The following is a 17,271-nucleotide window of genomic DNA, read 5'->3' on the forward strand; positions in this document are numbered from 1 at the left end:
AGCCAGAACCAGGTCTGATTATTCATACCGATTTAGGTACGCAATACACCAGTGAAGCATTTCAAGAACAACTAAAAAACCACGAAATGATTGCGTCATTCAGTCGGAAAGGATGTCCCTATGACAATGCTTGCATTGAATCCTTTCACGCCACCCTGAAAAAAGAAGAAGTCTATCGAACCCAATATGAAAACTTTGAGACTGCGAGAATAGCCCTATTTCAGTACATTGAAGGCTGGTATAATCGCAAACGAATTCATGGCAGCATCGGTTATGTCACACCCGATGAGTATGAAAAAATGTGTCGTGTAGCAGCTTAATATATGGGTGAGGAAGTTATTCCCTTCACATTTTTTTGGCGCAACATCCATGGGTTTCTTTCTCCACGTCCCAATTAGATTGTCAAAGGCTCTTTTCACTTTGACAATCTAATTGGGATGTGGAACACTCCATGAATGGTTGTTGTGCAAAAAACTTAATCTTTTTGTGTCCAGAAACTTGACGTAGATCCATTCAGTAATAAAGTGTAAATCATTATTTGTAGGATAGTTAGTTAGTTTTAATTTCTCAATTTGTTTGTGTAAAGCGTAGGCCTGATCGTGGTGTAATTGTATTGTATTATTAAAAAATTGGTCAGTAGCAGTTACCAATCGAAATAATTCCTTTTAGGTTCAATTAATGGCATATCTAAATTGTTTATTATATTTGAGAGAAAACTAACTAATATTCCTTTTTCTTTTTCTGAAAGATTATCTAACCTTTCTAAATATGAAATAATGATTTGTAAATTCTCCGATACTGAATTTTGTATAATTTGTTCTGTTGTTAAAGACTTGGTTATTAGTGAATAAATCTCAGTGGTTGTCAGTAATGGAAATTGAACATAGTTTCCCTTTGAGTGTTCTTCTCCACTTTTAAGAAAACTTATCAATAAATCTAAATCGAGAGAATCATTAACATTTGATTCCTCAATAGCTGTTTTTATTTGGCTTAGGTAATTTGTGAAATAGAGTCTCTCTAACTTGTTTTCTGGTTTAACCAAATCATTCCTTTTCTCAATAGTCATGAGCATAAGAATCCCCCCAATCATTTATATATAAATATATTCTACATTTATTATAAAAAACCCTTCTTTATAATATGAGTTTTATTTGAACATTGCTACAGGAAGATTAATTATTGGTATGTAGAGATTTCCCATCCATGAACAAGATGGGAAATCTTTATGATTACGAGTATCTTATCGTTTATTATAATCATCGTCATTTCTTTGCCTCTTAAATCACCACGGTGAACCGTATCATAAATAAATGGAGATTTGAGATTAAAAGAGGTACTACGTGTTTTCTTCAAGAGTGTACTTCTTTTCCTTTTAAGTGCTTCTGAGCGAATTATGACATGTTTTGTCGAATATAGTTCTTTTGTAGGTAATTTGATATACAATAAACGTAAGTTTAATAGTCGAAAAGGGTGGTATTTTGTTTTCTTTATTTGAGGACATATTCTTATATATCAAAAATTTAGGATTAGAAGGTTTTACGAATTTATATCTGTATATTCAATTTGCAATTTTTGTATTAATGTTGGGTTTTACATTGTATAAAATTTCAAAAGAGATCAGAGTAATGAAGAAGATCAAGTCACAAATAGGGGGTGTAACCAAAAGTAGAGAAAATGCATCTTCTATCGATAGCGAAATTAATGATATTTTTTCAATGGTTAAGAAATCACGTTATAAAGAATTATGGGATCGTTATTATAGTCGTGTTTCGCAAAAAAGTGAGGATGAGCGAATACGAGTGGAGCCATTTTTTGGATTTGAGGTAATGTATCACCACATGGGATATCGATCATGGATTGATGCAGGTCCCGGAATATGCGTAAGTATAGGGGTTTTAGGTACTTTTGTTGGATTATCAACAGGACTTTCTGATTTACATGTAGGTGATACAGAAGCATTAAGAACTGGAATCGGTAGTTTAATTGATGGAATGAAAATCGCATTTTTCACTTCAGTATTTGGAGTATTCCTTTCTTTAATTTGGACTTTTATTGACCGATTTGTAAGTCAGAAACTTGATACTGATATTGACTGGCATACTGAAAAAATGGATTACTTATTAAACACAGACGATGAAGAATTATTTTTAAATCGTTTAGAGAAAATATCACGAAAACAAGCAGATCACATGAAGACACTTTTGACTGATGCAATGGAAAAGGCAATGCAACCAATGGTCGCACAGATGCAGCAATCAAATGGACAAATGCAAGATGCGTTTTCACAATTAAATGAACAATTTAGTTCAATAAGTGAAGGAATGCAGAATCAATCAGGCTTACTTCAATCACAAATTGATTTAACTAAAAATAATAGTTCTAATATGACAAATAGACTTGTAGAACAGATTACAGGTGGTACTCAAGAGTCAATTTCTCAATTTAGTTCATTAATGAATGAAACGCAGAATATGCAAAAGCAAATGATAGGCACATTAAATCAAGTTGTAGATAGTTTTGTAAAAACCGAGGAAAAGCAATCACAGACAACAGAGCAAACCTATCGTATGTTTAGTCAATTTGAAAATATGAGTAAAGAATTAGAGCAGATGAGAGATAGTTATCAAGACACCTCAGTAAATATGACAAGTTTAAGTGATACGATTCAAAGAATACAACAATTGACTGAACAGCAGTTACCTGTTCAGCAGGACGTTATGAAGAGTAATCAATCATTAGCTGATAAATATGAGAATCTAACTGAAGGCTTTAAATCATTTAATGAAAAAATTGAAAAGAAGCATGAAGATTTATTAAATGAAGTTATTACTGTTTCTACAAGTATGACGAATACATATAGAGATATGACTGATCGGTTTGCGAAGTCATTGAAACTTCAAAAGGAATCAATGTATGAGTCAGAGCAGTTACTCAGTAGTGTTAAGGAGGTAGTGGCAAATCTTACACCAATTGCTCCAGATTTAAAAGGTGTAGTTAGTACTATAGATACCTTAAAGAACCAACTACAAGAGACACAAAAATTGCAGGATGAAATTTTGCCCGAACTAGTTAACCTGAGAAGTCAAACCAACGAAAGAATAGAAGGTGCTTTAGAGACAACCAAAGGATATATGTATGATATGACGACACAAATTGAAACCATGCAACTAAATTGGAGTTCAGTGAAAGAGCAATTTGAATCCACCAGAGAAGGTCTTGATACGTCTTTAAAGAACTTTTCTGAAAATATTGATAATGGGTTGAGTAAAACATATGAACATTTTGATGGGACTTTAACAAGTGCTGTGAACCAAGTAAGTAGTTTTATTAACCATTTTGGGGAAATGCAAGAAGACTTAGTTGATGGACTAGATGATTTGGCAGAAGCATTAAATCGAAATAGAGAAGTGATAAAACAATGAGGTATAGAAGAAAAGGAGAAGTGAACTACTGGATGTCCTATGCGGATTTAATGAGTGCCATGCTGATGGTTTTTGCACTTCTCTTAACATTAGTTATTTTGGATTATCGTGAATTACTGGAAGAGAAAGAAAAACAAATCGAAGAGGTAATTAGTGTTAAAACGGAAATAATTAAAGCCTTAACGGAAGCCTTTGAAGAATCTAATGTCGCAATTGAGATCGATCAACAAACAGGAGCGATTCGTTTCCCAGGGAGTATATTATTTGAAACAAATTCATCTGAGATATCGGAGCAAGGGAAGGTTTTTTTAAAAGACTTTGTCCCAAAATATCTAGGCATTCTGTTGCAAGAGCGATTTCTTGATGAAATCTCTACAGTGATTATTGAAGGACATACGGATAATGAGGGGTCATATATGTATAATATGGGTCTTTCCCAGGAAAGAGCATTTGCAGTTTTGGAGTATATATATAGTGATGAAGCTCCTGATTTTAAACAAAAAGAGTTATCAAAAGGATATATTACTGGAAATGGGAGGAGTTTCAGTAAACCTCTTACTGATGAAAATGGAGTCTATGATCCAGATAGCTCACGGCGTGTTGAATTTCTTTTTCGTTTAAAGGATGATGAGTCTATTAATGCTATTCATAAGTTGGTGAATGAGTAATGAAATTTGAATACCAACCATTCCAGTTGAAGACTTGGATGAGAGAAAAAAGGAATATTGAGATGCGTGATGTCGAGGTATCCAAGAAATATGAAGGGAAACTTGAAAGCTTAAAACAAGAATTTGCAATTGTTCAAACATTAGAAGAGAAGGATTTTGAGTTATGGATAAGTCGTCTTGATAAAAAGCAAAGATTACTGCTACCCTATGTCTATAAGAAAGAATTAAAAGAGATTTGGAAGAAAAAGCTTTTAGATTTTTATAAAAATCAAATAAAAGATCAGCGTCGTTCGTTTAGAGTGTTAGTCGATGTTTTATATAAAACTTGCGATGTTGATGGGCTGTGGCCTTTAATAAGATTTGCATACGTTTCCCATTTGGATTCAAATGAACGGCGTATGGATAAGCATCAATCTAAACAGTGGCGTTCTTTTTTACAAAGCAAACAACAAATTAGTTATTTAGCAAAAAGTGCTTATGAAGGAGAGCAAGACTTTATAGATGAACTTGAGTCCTTCTATTTAACTGAAAATCTACCACTATTTAAATATGTGCTTTTAGATACGTTAGAAATTGCTGATGAAGAGTTTTTTATTAAAGAACAAAAGCTATATAAAAAATACTTCGAAGAAGGGACAAATTTAGAGCAACAGAAAATGGCTGATAGTCTTATAAAGAAATGTAACTTAAATAGAGTGAAAAAGCTTGGAAGAAATGTCATTTTCGAGAAACTGAAAACATATAGAAGAAAACCTGAATTATGGAGATATGTGGGCGAAGAAGAAAAGGAACGCTTTGCACGATGGGTACTAAAGTTAGAATTACGAGAGTTTTTTGGACAAGTAAATAAAAGTCATGAACGTTTTCAATACTGGGAAAAGTTCATTGTAAATTTAGAGGATGTCGTGGTTACGGATCAAAAGAAAACACTTGTGATGTATTTTTCAAATGTTGTGGTAATGGAAGTATTAGATGTTGGGGCTGTGTATGTTTATGAAACAAGGGTATTTAACCAGTTTTTTCAGCCCAAGATTGCTAGGATGCTTGAAGAAAAAGAGAAATATAAGAATTCTTGGATACAACCAAAGGAAGTCAAAAGACCAGAGTTAATGGATAAATCAAGGATAGTTAAGGGTGGATGGTTACAACACTCTCCAAGAAATCGTTGGCAAGCAAAATTCGATGATTGGTTAAAAAATCAACTTGGCTGGGAGGTGAATAAACATGTTCTTGCTCAAAAAGAAAAAGAAAGAGATGAAGATGATTTTGAAGCCTAATCACCGAGGAATAGAAATGGGCTTGATAATTCAAGAGGGTAGTAAGGAAGAAAAGTTAAATTTACCACTGTCGAAAATAGAGATAGAACAGTATTATAAATTGCCAGGATTTTTGAATTATGTTTCTTGGGAAGAGTTATATGAGACTGGTCTTTTGAAAAATGGTTATTTAACATACGAAAATTACTATGAATTATTAAATTCTGAGGAGGGTACTGATCTTGTAGAATCCTTGAACTTACCTGTTTCTGAATTAGAGCTTACTGGTGAATTACGATTAGATTCTTTACCGAATGACGGAAATTTATCTTTACAATTATATATGAAGGATGGCCGTAATCTAAGTCGAGTAGGCAAAGAGTACGGAGCGCTGTTTGAAATTGAAGGAAACTATCAATTGTTACCTAAAAAAGTATATGAGCTAAAGAAAGCTCTATATATACAATATGAGTCTGGTTATCAAAAAATTGGAGTATGTCAAAAAGCTGCGATAGACGCAAATATAAGTTTAGAGAATTTTCTGCAGGAAGAACAGTATAGAGTTCTTGATCAATACGAACTTGATATAAAGATCCATAGTCCAGACCACATTGAATTAATTCCTAGTGGTGCTACTGAACAAGAAACCTATGCGTTAAATCAAGTCTCATCAGTAACAAGCTTTAAGGAGGGAACGAAGCGGGAACGTTATGTTCGTAATGGCAAGATTACCGAGGATGTAAAAAAAATATCTGAAAAAAGACATATAACTGGAGAGGAAGTTCCTATCTTTATTGATAATCCGTCAGCAGTTTTGCCAGAGCATGATTATCAGTTTGACCTTGAATTATTTTCTGACAGAGTTAAAGGGTTAATACCGATTGAAAGAGTGCGGCCGGTGTTTACTGAAGGATCTGGTATGGGTTGGTTTGATTATGAAACAAACCAGCACATTCCGTATGATGAACAATTTCTAAAAGGTTTAATGGAACAAAACCCCAACAAACAATATGCACAACATGATGGAAAATGGATATATCTTGACCCTATATTAAGAAAAACGTTACTTGAAGCAGTGGATGATGAGGAGGAGAATAAGTTAAAACAAAAATATGAACTAGATATTGCAAAAAACGAAGAAGAACTTGAGTATAAGGTGGATCCTAAAGAATTACTTGGTACAAGATCTTATCCTATACCTAAAGGGCTACGAGCAGAGTTATTTGATCATCAGCTAGAGGGTTATAGGTGGATTTGCCACCTTGCTAACCAAAGAAGAGGAGGACTTTTAGCTGATGATATGGGCCTTGGGAAAACAATTCAGGTAATTACGTACCTCCTATACCAAAACGAATTAGGCTTGCTTAAGCCAACATTGATCGTCTTACCTATTGCTTTAATTGAAAATTGGATTAAAGAAATTGAAAAGTTTGCTCCAGAATTGATGAAAAGTATATATGTTCATCGGGGGAGTACTCGTTTAAAGTCATCTAAAATGATTGCTCAGTATGATCTAGTTTTCACAAGCTATGATACATTAAAAATTGATCAAATAATACTAGGAAAAGTAGCTTTTCAGTCAATAATATGTGATGAGACACAAAATGCCAAATCACATACGAGCCAGCGTTCAAGGGCTTTACGTGCAATGCAGTCTGAATTTAGACTTGCAATGACAGGTACACCTGTTGAAAATAGTTTAGATGAGCTATGGTCTATAATGGATTTTGTTCAACCAGGTTATTTAGAGTCTTTACGAGAGTTCAGAGCCAAATACGTCGAGACAAATGAATATAATCAATTATTACAAACCCTTCAACCTTATTATTTAAGAAGAACAAAAGAAGAAGTGATGAAAGATCGCTTACCAGAAAAACATGTGAGACCTCCAATTACTGTTGAGGCTTCCCCTGTACAAAAATCAATTGCAGAGTCAATGCTTCAGACAAAAGAAACCGGGCAAATCGCCATCTTAAATATGCTTATGCGTCTACGTCAACTATATGGACACCCGGGTGTAGTTATTCCGGACTATGAAACATTGGCAGTAAATCAAATTCCAAAGTTGAATGAAGTTATTAAGATATTGGATGAGGTTAGGGCAAAAGGGGAAAAGGCTATTATCTTTACGGAGTTTCGTAAAATCCATTCCATTTTAAAGAGAATCTTTATGCAACATTATGGTATTTCTATCCCCATAATTGATGGAGATACTAAAAATCGCCAAGCTGTTGTCCAACATTTTAATGAATCTAGTGGATTTGGAGTAATGCTTCTTTCACCTAAAGCTGCTGGTGTAGGTTTAACAATCACAAGTGCAAATCATGTTATTCATTATACAAGATGGTGGAATCCAGCTGTAGAAAATCAAGCGACTGATCGGGCATATCGTATAGGACAGCAAAAGGATGTATTTGTATATCATATAATAACAAAGGACTCAGAAAACTTTCCTCAAGGTACTGTAGAAGAACTGATGCATGATCTGCTAGAAAGTAAGAAAGAACTTGCAGAGAATGTAATCGTTCCATTTAATGCTAAAGAGGTACAACAGGAGTTATGGAATAATTTAGTTAAAGATGATAATATAAAAAGCTAACCACAAATGAGCGGCACACAGAATATCACTTTAACATTGATTAAAGCTAATTTTTTTCTTAAATGTTTTGAATTACTATAATATGATTTAAGGAGGAAAATGTATGTACATAGTAAATGAAAGTGATAACCAATTAGATGAGATAAATGAGACAACTTTCTTCGCCAATGATATAAAAGAACGTGAGCATATTGAAGAATGGATAAGGAAAAATCCTGATATTTTAGGTGAAGAGTTATTAATTATTGGACATGAATATGATAAGTTCGAAGTAAATGAAAGATTAGATTTATTAGCAATTGATAAGGATGGAAGTCTTGTGATAATTGAGGTTAAAAGAGATAACACTGGCGGACATGTTGATTTTCAAGCATTAAAATACGCCTCATATTGTTCTCGTTTAAGCCCAAGTGATATATTAGAAATTTATAAAGATTATATTAAAAAGAATGATATAAATGTAGATGCATTAGATGAGATATTATCCTTTTTAAATTTAGATGAGAAAGAAGAATTAAATAATATCTTAAATTCTACACAAAGAATTATAGTGATTGGAAAAGACATAGATAAAAGAATTCTATCAGTGTGCGCCTGGTTAAATGAGAATAATATTAATGTGAAATGTGTTTCAATAAAATCATTTAAGATTGAAGATAAAATCATTATTGATGTAAATCAAATCGTTCCACCATATCGTTTAGAGGATTACTACATAAATAAGAAGGTACGTAACCAACAAAACAAACTTAATGTTGATAGTGATGTATCAACATTTTTAAAAGTGGTTGCAAACGAAATAAATCGTACTACTGATTATTATGTTAGTTATAGTGGTACTAGATCATATATTATTGGCAGGCAATTTCTCAGGAAGCCACTAAAATTTATATTTGGCTATGGTAAGAGAAAGAGGGAACTTGGAATATCAATCGAGTCATATAAAAGAGAAGGACAAGAAATATTAACTAATTTCTATGAAATGTATGGAGAAGAATTGGAAAAAGAGCTGGATTTGGTTGTTGAGTTCGAACAGGGCGGTAAAAGAAGTAGTGAGAAGTATTCGATAAATTTAATTATTCCTGTTGAAGATGAGAGGGATATTCAACAATATACAGACATCTATTTAGAGAAGTTTATTTGTTTCAAAAATATTTTGGAGAGCAAGTTATAAAACGTACTATTACAGATTCAACTTCAGCTTCAAATTTTTTGTTTGAAGAGTCGAATATTTTTACCTACCTTCAATCAATAGGAATGTCTTCATAACTATCCTTGATAACCAACTTTATGATCAATTATATGATACAGAAGTAGAATATGAAAATGACTCCCTCCAGATGAGAATTAATGCAAGAGGATTTTTTGAAGTCTCGCTATACGTGTTGCTGGAAACATTGCTAAGTTATATATTTTTGATATGTTTTATTGATAAGATTATATTGCCCCTTAGCTTTATGTAATTGCTAAATGAAAATGGGAAAGCAATAAAAGTGTAATATTATTTATTTTTCTAAAATTACAATAAATATATCATGGGAGAGAGAAAATTTGTCGAAAAATAATTTAACAGAAAGCAAGATAACCCAATTATTAGATTGGGCATATGAAAAAGCTGTGAATGGTTTACCAGGAATCGAAACAGCCTCTGAGTTAGCAGAAAATTATATAAGAAAACATCCCTCTGTTGATAATGCCATTGATAGCTTAATACGTTGGCAAAATGCTAAAGGTGTAACAAGTGGTTTTCTAACAGGACTAGGTGGTTTAATTACTTTGCCTGTTGCCATTCCTGCGAATGTTGCATCTGTTATGTATGTTCAAATTAGGATGATTGCAACTATTGCTCATATGAGGGGTTACGACTTAAAAGATGACCAAGTTAAGACATTTGTGTTTGTGTGCTTAACTGGACAAGCAGCAGCAGACATTTTGAAACAGGCTGGAGTAAAACTAGGAACAGCTCCTAGCCAAAGAGGCAATTAAAAAGATTCCTGGTGAGGTAATTAAAGCAGTAAATAAAGCAGTGGGAATTCGTTTAGTGACAAAGTTTGGTGAGAAGGGAATTGTCAATTTAGGAAAAGCGGTTCCTTTAGTTGGTGGCATAATTGGGGGGGCTGTAGATGGAATAGGAACTAATACAATTGGTAAGACAGCCAAAAAGGTTTTTGCTTAAACCATAACATAAATGATAATAAACAGACTAAAACAGCTAGTTATCCCATGCTCATTAAATATTAATTTATATGAGGAAACCAAGCCAATATACTAATATTGATGTTACATTGGCGCCTTTTTCGTTTAATAAAGGCAACCTGAAGTGAGAGTTATTCTCATAACTAATGGAATATAGTAGACTTCCAATGTAATGAATAATGGACTTAAATATAGAGTTACCTATCAGAAAAATTAATTGTCTGAAAATTTAGAAAACCCCATTGCTTTTTCCTCCCGTTCCCTATATTATTAGATTTCACTATTAAAAAAAGGAGGTTTCAGCGGTGGTTACTTTTATAGCATCTATTGTTTTGTTAATTGTGGGCTACATTGTTTACGGTAAGGTGGTTGAACGAATTTTTGGCATTAATGACCAGGATTCAACGCCTGCTTATACTAACAATGATGGTCTTGACTATATGCCCATGAGTTGGTGGAAAGCGAGTTTAATTCAACTATTGAATATCGCTGGAACCGGTCCGATATTTGGTGCCATAATGGGCGCGTTATATGGTCCAGTGGCATTTATATGGATTGTTATTGGTTGTATTTTTGCTGGAGCAGTACATGATTACTTTTCAGGGATGTTATCACTTAGACATAATGGAGCTCAATTTCCGACACTTGTCGGTAAATATTTGGGTGGTAAAATGAAATTCATTACAACGATTGTTTCGATTATATTAATGGTCTTAGTGGCAGCAGCATTTACTGCAGCACCTGCCCAGTTACTTACGCAAATAACGCCACTTAACACTACGACTTGGCTGGTAATTATTTTTGCTTATTTAATACTTGCGGCGATTCTACCAATCAATAAAATAATCGGAAGAGTATATCCTATATTTGGAGCTATCTTAATTTTTATGGCTGTATCAATTGGTATTGGAATGTTCTTCTTTTTTGATCAGCCAATTCCAAATTTAACATTAAGTAATTTACACCCAGGAGATTTGCCGATTTGGCCATTATTAATGGTAACCATATCCTGTGGGGCAATTTCTGGATTTCATAGTACGCAAAGTCCCATTTTAGCTCGAACCTTAAAAAAAGAAAGTGAAGGCAGAAAAGTTTTTTATGGAGCTATGATTGGTGAAGGCGTCATTGCTATGGTTTGGGCAGCAGCAGGGATGACCTTTTTTGGCAGTACGGGTGCATTGCAAACAGCACTGGATGCAGGAGGTCCAGCTGGGATCGTTAATGAAATTAGTATAACGACGTTAGGTGCATTTGGCGGGTTCATCGCCATTTTAGGTATTGTAGTTCTCCCAATTACCACAGGTGATACGGCATTACGTTCCTCTAGAATGATGCTGGCGGAAGTATTGACACAACTGACAAAAAAAGATTTTAATGGGAAGAGGAAATTAGCTTTACTTACCATACCTGTTGCTGGTGCTACGCTATATCTAACGACGATTGATTATAGCTTTCTCTGGCGCTATGTTGGCGGGTCGAATCAGATTGTTGCTGCGGTGATGTTATGGACGGCAACCATGTACCTAGTGAAAAATAATAAGTTTCATTGGATTTGCAGTATTCCGGCTTTATTTATGACAGCAGTAGTGAGTACTTATTTCTTCTATGCACCGGAAGGCTTTAACCTCGACTATGGTATTTCTCTGATTTTAGGAATGGTTATTTGGGCAGCTGTACTAGCATGGTTTGTATGGCAGCTTATTAAACATAAAAGAGCAAGCAATTATGGAGATACAGAGCTGAAAGCAGGATAGTGATGGCTATTTCTATCTTTAAACAAAGCAAGAAGGCATTGCCTTTTAAAAAATATTCAGAGTTATTTGGTATTCTTTGCCGCCAAATAACTCTGTTTGTATTAATCAATATCGAAACAAAAGTAGTTAAGGTATATCTCTCACTCTCCTATTTGTAAGAGGTGATTAAAGACGCAAAGAAACAGACGAGAGAAGCATTTAGTGCAGATATGCAAAGTGCTTGAAATATTACTTTGTTATAGAAATGGTGTAGAATATATGTAGTAGAATTTTGCTGGTTTTTGGGAGGCGTTAAAATGGAGTTAAATAATATCTATGATTTCTTTAATAGTAAAACAAGAGAACTAACTGAACAGTGGTATAACAAATTAGATAAAACTGGTTCAAGAGGTGTATACTCGTCTGATTCAGAAGATACTATTGCTGCTGTCAAAGAACAGAACCATGAATTTCACCAATTATTTATAGAAATATTCCGGTGTGATGAAGGTGAATTTATGGATAATTTAGAGAGTTGGATTATTAAGATTGCTCACGATGAAGCGCATGGCCACACTCCTATTCATGAGATTATTAGGGAATTTCATGAAACTCAGCTCCAATATCAAAAGTTGTTAAATGAGTACTTCAAATTAAATAAAAGTCAGTATTCTTTAGATGAAATATTCAATCTAAATAATCTGATAACGGATACAATGGGGAAAGTAATTGAGTGGTATACAAAAGAATATAACGATAATGCTGAAAGAAAACTCGTTGCTCAACAAAAATTAATAGTTGAATTAAGTACCCCGGTAATTGCTTTAGATAACCATATTGCATTGCTACCTTTAGTTGGCGAAATAGATACTAACAGAGCGAGAATATTACTTGAAAAAACTCTAGAAGACTGTGCTAGCTTAAATATCGATCATCTATTATTAGATCTATCAGGTGTTGTTGTCATAGATACTATGGTTGCCCATCAAATTTTCCAATTAATTGAGTCATTATCACTTATCGGTGTTAAAACGCATCTATCAGGTATTCGCCCTGAAATTGCACAAACAGCGATACAATTAGGTTTGAACTTCAATGAAATCAGCATAAATTCCTCCTTATCCAAAGCAATTAAGGTGGTTAATATTTAACCCTTAAATAAATAAGCACTTCTTTGGCAATATCCTTTACTTTTACTATTCCATGGAATGGTACAATACTATAATTCACTCATCGGTGACAGTACTTTTTTAATAATATTTCTGTACTAAACGGTGCGTTTATTGTTAGAAGGGAGATTACAATATACGCTAGAACTGGAGGTGAATTTAATGGATAGTGCAAAGGTAGGGCGGTTAATACAAAGCCTTCGAAAAGAAAAGAATATGACCCAACGAAATCTAGCCCTTCTTATGAATGTGAGCGAGCAAGCGATTTCGAAGTGGGAGCGTGGTATAGGGTGTCCGGATATTTCCTTATTGAGTCGCTTATCTGAGATACTTGGTGTGAATATTGAGAAAATATTAGCGGGGGAATTACGGCCGAATGATCAAGACAATGGAAGTATGGGACGAATGAAATGGTACTCATGTAAGGGCTGTGGTAACGTGATAACAAGTACAGGCGGAATCAATCTTTCCTGCTGCGATAGAATTTTAGAACCGTTGCAAGCTAATCCAGTAAACGAAGAGCATAATATAACGGTTGAAGAAGTAGAGAATGATTATTACGTCACCTTGAAGCATGAGATGAGCAAAGAACACTATATCTCCTTTATAGCTTATGTATCGATTGATAGAGTTCTTATCATCAAGTTATATCCGGAACAAGATGCCGACACACGCTTCCCTAAGCAGTATGGAGGAACCCTGTATTTCCATTGCAGTCAACATGGATTGTTTCATTACGATATGGGTAGATCTAAGAGGAGGAAGGGGCAAAAAGGTGAAAAAAGCATTACTGATCATTGATATGCAAACAATGCCTTTTGTTTGGAAAGATTATGGAGGCAAGCCCCTTTATCATGAGGCAAGACTAATTATGAATACAAAACTTTTAATCGAGAGGGCTAGAGAAGCCCAATCACCCATATTTTATGTATTGCACACGGAGACGACAGGGCCCCGGTCTGTTGAACAACCATTATGGAAAATCGTAGATCCGGTTGCACCTGCACCAGAGGATTTCCTTATTATCAAGTATCATGCAGACTCCTTTCATGAAACGGATCTTCATATGCTGCTGTGTAACAATGGAGTCGAGGGCTTGGTGATATGCGGTATTCAGACAGATTACTGTGTAGATACAACAGTGAAAAGAGCTTATTCCTACGGGTATAAAGTTGAGTTGGCTAGTGATTGTACTAGCACCTTCAATTCCGATGAGTTAACAGCTGAACAGATCATACGTCATCATCATCATTTGCTACAGCAGTTCGCTTCCATTTTGCCATCGAGTCAGGTGGTATTTAAAGCTTAGATCCGCATATCAAAGGGCCACACGTAAAGGATGGCCCTTAAAATTTGCGCGTGGTGAACCATACATAAGTAAAGGCGGTCCTATACTCTGAAATAAAATCCTAAAAAAAGCTAAACAAGAATAGAGAGAAGTTTATGTAACTTAAAAAAATAATTAGAAGAAAAAGATAGCTTACCTTTTAAGTGAAAAACAGTTGCAATTAATTCCCCTTTAAAATATAATACGTTTAAACATATAAACCAAATACTGAGGTGGAATTTTTTGAATGAACTAACAGAGGGACCTAAAGAACATAGTACACTGCAGATATTCCAACAGTTAAGTCCTTATTTTCAAGGGTTGGGAGATCCTGTACGACAGCAGATTATCGTGTTATTAATTGAGAATGAATCATTAAATGTAACGATGATTGCAGAGAGTATACCAATGTCTAGACCAAACATCTCCCATCATTTAAAAATTCTAAAACAAGCAGGATTAGTCCAAGTACAAAAGAAAGGTACTGAAATGTTTTATCGATTGGAAATTAATGATGTGGTTGCATTAATGAAACAACTCATTAAATTGATTGAAGAAGAAGGGTGCTTAAAATAGTTAGAAGAGACACTAAGGTCTCTTTATATTTTGTTCATTATGTTTAAACGTTTAAACGAATGATTATTAATGGGGGAATTGATATGAAAAAGAGTGTATTAATTGTAGGCGGTTATGGTGTAGTAGGAAGGCAAATTGCCGAAATTTTACGCAATCAGCAGGATGATCTTGAAATTTTTATTGGTGGACGCAATCCGGGGAAAGCAGAAGGTTTATTTGAAGAGGATAGTAGTATTCATGCAGTAAAGATAGACAATCTTTCAAAAGATCCTTTAAAGGAAGTGAGAAGAGATTTGACATTGATTATTAATGCTGTCAACGATCCTGAGCATTATTTGTTACGATCTGCAGTCGAGAAGCATATACCTATTATTGATATTACAAGTTGGACAGAACATATGAAGGATTCCATACACATGTTGGACAAAATGAAACTGCATTCACCAGTGATTTTATCTTCAGGGTGGATGGGTGGTGTAGCTGCGTTATTTTCTAGGTTCACGACAGCTTCATTTAAAGATGTTCATCTGGTTAATATAAATATCCTTCTCTCCATTGCGGACAAAGCGGGTCCAAATTCAATTGAATATATGGATCGTTTATCTGTTCCTTTTGAGATTACTGAAAATAGGATGCAGCGTCAAGTTTATCCTTTGACTGATTCGGCACATGTAAAATTTCCAAATAACTTTCGTACAAAATGCTATAGGATAGATACACCTGATCATTACACACTTCCAAAAACATTAAATGCAGATTCAGTCAATGTACGAATTGCATTTAATCATAAATTCTCCACATATTCTCTACGTTTCTTAGTTGCAACAGGTATATGGAAACTTATCAGCGGAAAATCATTCAAATCACTTCGTAAAAGCATGCTATACAATCCAGGAGATGGTGATGCACATCAGATTGTCATTGAAGCAAAAGGATTGGATCATGATAATATCAAGAAAGAGAGTACACTTACCATTTCAGACCCGCTAGGTCAAACGCATCTCACTGCACTGGGAGCAGTCATCCAAGCAGAAAAAGTACTACAGGAAAAGACAAAGCCATTATCTGCAAAAATATATTTTCCGGAAGAATTGGAAGAGGGCTCTATAGATTCGCCATTTATCAATCAATTCTTCACAGAAAATGGCGTCAATATAACGGTCGTTTGATCTCATAGAAATTATTGAAAAGTATTCTAAATTGCGATGATGGAATCGCAGGGTGAATAATTACCTACTTTAATACGGTCGAGGATTGAACATACCACCTGTGGTTTCAAAAAAGATAATCATAATGATAGCAAAAACTTTTAATTCTTAGGTGATAGAGGCTCACATATTCCTACAGCCTTTATCACCGTTGGTTCGCTCCGGCTCTGGTTTAAATTTTTTCTTAATGGTTAAATAATTTTCTATCTCATACAATAAATGAAATAATGCAGATCGTACTTCGAATTCTTTCCGGGAACTTGGAAGCTCCATTTCCCGAAACTCTTCCGTCAATTCATGCAGTCGGTTTAAATAAAAGATTGCAGTATTGCCCGGATGGACGGCCTTGCTCAACTCCTCCATAAATTCAGCTATTTTTTGACTTTGCACGACTGTTTGATCAAGCGTTGATATCAACGGTAGCATACGTTCCATAATCTCGAACTGTTTTTCTCTCATTTTAAAATAATGATAAAAGTAATCATCATAACGAAACAAATGGTTATCACTCGCCTTTAGCGCATGTGCAAGCCCATCATCAATTTTATTGGAAGCAGTTATTAGTTCCTCCCCGCTCCAGTCCGTGACATTTCCCCGTAAATAGCGTGCATATTCATACCAGACTTTTTGAAAACATTGCTCGAGTTCTAGTTGGTTGTTTCGCATTTGTTTTTCATTGCTTGGCATATATGTATTCATTAGCAATGCCGCTCCTACCCCAATCAATAATAGCAAGATTTCATTGAGCAGAATATCAAGTGTAACTTGTTCCAGTGTGTAGAGATGGAGCATGAATACCGTGCTTGTCACAATTCCTTTTTTTGCATTAAAATACACGATTATCGGAATAAACAAGAGCAGCAATGCACATAACACGATAACATGATAACCGAGAAATTCAAACATGACTGTCGCTAAAGCCAAGCCAATAACACATGCAACGATTCTCTGCCATGAAGCTTTGAGGGAGTCTTTTTTTGTCACTGATATACAAAGTATCGCGGTAATTCCTGCTGACACATAAAAATCAAGCTGCAGCTGCTCTGCTATGAATATGGCAAGGGCAGCACCTACAGCAGTTTTTAGTGTGCGATAACCTATGATGTTAAACATATAC

General features: G+C 34.6%; 16 protein-coding genes. 14 read left to right on the top strand and 2 right to left on the bottom strand.

Annotated features, from left to right (window positions below):
* A partial coding sequence (locus BMW36_RS19000) for an integrase core domain-containing protein (RefSeq protein ID WP_139180344.1) occupies window positions 1-320 on the top strand: 320 nt, incomplete at its 5' end.
* A gap of 323 nt (window positions 321-643) precedes the next feature.
* On the opposite strand, the gene BMW36_RS19010 is transcribed toward BMW36_RS19000, so the two are convergent.
* Entirely contained in the window at window positions 644-1,072 is a 429-nt protein-coding gene (locus BMW36_RS19010) for a hypothetical protein (RefSeq protein WP_089744088.1), read from the bottom strand.
* Window positions 1,073-1,625: 553 nt separating this feature from the next.
* Between BMW36_RS19010 and BMW36_RS19015 the strand changes: the two genes are divergently transcribed.
* The 13 genes from BMW36_RS19015 to BMW36_RS19070 all read left to right on the top strand — a co-directional run bounded on the left by BMW36_RS19015 (window position 1,626) and on the right by BMW36_RS19070 (window position 16,115).
* Complete coding sequence (locus BMW36_RS19015) at window positions 1,626-3,422, top strand: hypothetical protein (protein ID WP_245711746.1); 1,797 nt, start codon at window positions 1,626-1,628, stop codon at window positions 3,420-3,422.
* Window positions 3,419-4,090 (top strand): OmpA family protein, encoded by a 672-nt coding sequence (locus tag BMW36_RS19020; protein ID WP_089744093.1) that lies wholly within the window; start codon window positions 3,419-3,421, stop codon window positions 4,088-4,090. The genes BMW36_RS19015 and BMW36_RS19020 overlap by 4 nt, the downstream gene beginning before the upstream one ends.
* Window positions 4,090-5,367 carry an EH signature domain-containing protein gene (locus BMW36_RS19025; protein WP_089744096.1) on the top strand — a complete coding sequence of 426 codons (1,278 nt, stop codon included), beginning with the start codon at window positions 4,090-4,092 and terminating at the stop codon, window positions 5,365-5,367. The genes BMW36_RS19020 and BMW36_RS19025 overlap by 1 nt, the downstream gene beginning before the upstream one ends.
* The gene (locus BMW36_RS19030) at window positions 5,315-7,945 is read left to right on the top strand and encodes a DEAD/DEAH box helicase (RefSeq protein WP_089744098.1); all 2,631 of its coding nucleotides are present in this window, start codon (window positions 5,315-5,317) and stop codon (window positions 7,943-7,945) included. Before BMW36_RS19025 ends, BMW36_RS19030 begins: the two co-directional genes overlap by 53 nt.
* A gap of 103 nt (window positions 7,946-8,048) precedes the next feature.
* A complete protein-coding gene (locus BMW36_RS19035) occupies window positions 8,049-9,119 on the top strand; it encodes a PDDEXK family nuclease (RefSeq protein WP_089744099.1) in 1,071 nt (356 codons plus the stop codon).
* 377 nt (window positions 9,120-9,496) lie between these two features.
* Complete coding sequence (locus tag BMW36_RS19040; RefSeq protein ID WP_245711747.1) at window positions 9,497-9,931, top strand: EcsC family protein; 435 nt, start codon at window positions 9,497-9,499, stop codon at window positions 9,929-9,931.
* Window positions 9,932-9,986: 55 nt separating this feature from the next.
* Window positions 9,987-10,121 (top strand): hypothetical protein, encoded by a 135-nt coding sequence (locus BMW36_RS20785; RefSeq protein ID WP_281243081.1) that lies wholly within the window; start codon window positions 9,987-9,989, stop codon window positions 10,119-10,121.
* A 325-nt stretch (window positions 10,122-10,446) separates the two neighbouring features.
* A complete protein-coding gene (locus BMW36_RS19045; RefSeq protein WP_089744101.1) occupies window positions 10,447-11,895 on the top strand; it encodes a carbon starvation CstA family protein in 1,449 nt (482 codons plus the stop codon).
* A 296-nt stretch (window positions 11,896-12,191) separates the two neighbouring features.
* Window positions 12,192-13,025 carry an STAS domain-containing protein gene (locus tag BMW36_RS19050; RefSeq protein WP_089744103.1) on the top strand — a complete coding sequence of 278 codons (834 nt, stop codon included), beginning with the start codon at window positions 12,192-12,194 and terminating at the stop codon, window positions 13,023-13,025.
* 180 nt (window positions 13,026-13,205) lie between these two features.
* Complete coding sequence (locus tag BMW36_RS19055) at window positions 13,206-13,844, top strand: helix-turn-helix domain-containing protein (RefSeq protein WP_089744105.1); 639 nt, start codon at window positions 13,206-13,208, stop codon at window positions 13,842-13,844.
* Between the two features lie 10 nt (window positions 13,845-13,854).
* Complete coding sequence (locus BMW36_RS19060) at window positions 13,855-14,352, top strand: isochorismatase family protein (RefSeq protein ID WP_245711748.1); 498 nt, start codon at window positions 13,855-13,857, stop codon at window positions 14,350-14,352.
* A 261-nt stretch (window positions 14,353-14,613) separates the two neighbouring features.
* Window positions 14,614-14,946, top strand: coding sequence for an ArsR/SmtB family transcription factor (locus BMW36_RS19065; protein ID WP_425431960.1), 333 nt, complete (start codon window positions 14,614-14,616; stop codon window positions 14,944-14,946).
* 83 nt (window positions 14,947-15,029) lie between these two features.
* Window positions 15,030-16,115, top strand: coding sequence for a saccharopine dehydrogenase NADP-binding domain-containing protein (locus BMW36_RS19070; protein ID WP_089744109.1), 1,086 nt, complete (start codon window positions 15,030-15,032; stop codon window positions 16,113-16,115).
* A 162-nt stretch (window positions 16,116-16,277) separates the two neighbouring features.
* Here the strand turns inward: BMW36_RS19070 and BMW36_RS19075 are convergent, their stop codons facing one another.
* Entirely contained in the window at window positions 16,278-17,267 is a 990-nt protein-coding gene (locus BMW36_RS19075; protein ID WP_089744111.1) for an aromatic acid exporter family protein, read from the bottom strand.
* Between the last annotated feature and the right edge of the window lie 4 nt (window positions 17,268-17,271).

The sequence above is a fragment of the Gracilibacillus ureilyticus genome (assembly GCF_900111195.1).
Taxonomy (GTDB): domain Bacteria; phylum Bacillota; class Bacilli; order Bacillales; family Amphibacillaceae; genus Gracilibacillus; species Gracilibacillus ureilyticus.